Raw genomic sequence first — 707 nt, 5'->3', positions numbered from 1 at the left:
CTGCTGGGCCCGCCGTTTGTGCCGCGCCGGTCGCCCGCGCGGTCCGGAACGGAGGCGCCGTCCGTGGAGGACACCCCCTCCACGGGAGAGGACACATCCGTGTAGGCGATGATCAATTCGCGGAGCAGCGGGTCGACGGCGAGGACGGCGGGCCGGTCGAGGGCGAGCGGGTTGCCGGTGAGGCCCACCAGGCGTAGGTCGGTGTCGCCGTGGGCGCGGTGCTCGTGGACGGTGCCCGCTGGCACCCAGATCGCCCGGTTCGCCGGGGCCACCCACGTGCCCGCGCTCGTGGTGACGGACAGCACGCCGCGGCAGGCGTACACGATCTGGTGGGTGTCGTGCCGGTGCGCGTCGATGCCGGCGCCGGGCGCGAGCGGCCGCCGTCCCGTGGGTGCCTCGGGCAGGTGGCGGATTTCCGGCATAGATTGGCATTTTATCGGAAGCAGGCCAGGTGCGCCCCGGGAAATGATCGAGGCGTGAACAGGATCCCCATGCTCGCCGCCGGCCATGCCACCGTCGATCTCTACCAAGGCGCGGTACCCGCGCTCGTGCCGTTCCTGGTGGCCGAGCGCGGCTACGGCTACGTCGCCGTCTCGGGCGTGGTGCTGGCGGCGACGCTGCTGTCGTCGATCGTGCAGCCGGTGTTCGGCGTGCTGACCGACAGGTGGCGAATGCCGTGGCTGATCCCGGTGAGCATGGTGGTGGCC

The 707-nt window shown here is 71.9% G+C and carries 1 protein-coding gene and 1 pseudogene; one reads left to right on the top strand and one right to left on the bottom strand.

Annotated elements, in window-relative coordinates; translation table 11 throughout:
* A partial coding sequence (locus tag ETD86_RS54655) for an AraC family ligand binding domain-containing protein (protein ID WP_246149557.1) occupies positions 1-422 on the bottom strand: 422 nt, incomplete at its 3' end.
* Between the two features lie 54 nt (positions 423-476).
* On the opposite strand from ETD86_RS54655, the pseudogene ETD86_RS54650 reads away from it, so the two are divergent.
* A pseudogene (locus tag ETD86_RS54650) lies at positions 477-707 on the top strand (MFS transporter); the annotation flags it as partial.

Source organism: Nonomuraea turkmeniaca (genome assembly GCF_005889735.1).
In the GTDB taxonomy this organism is placed as follows: domain Bacteria; phylum Actinomycetota; class Actinomycetes; order Streptosporangiales; family Streptosporangiaceae; genus Nonomuraea; species Nonomuraea turkmeniaca.
This window is presented reverse-complemented; position numbering and strand designations above follow the sequence as displayed.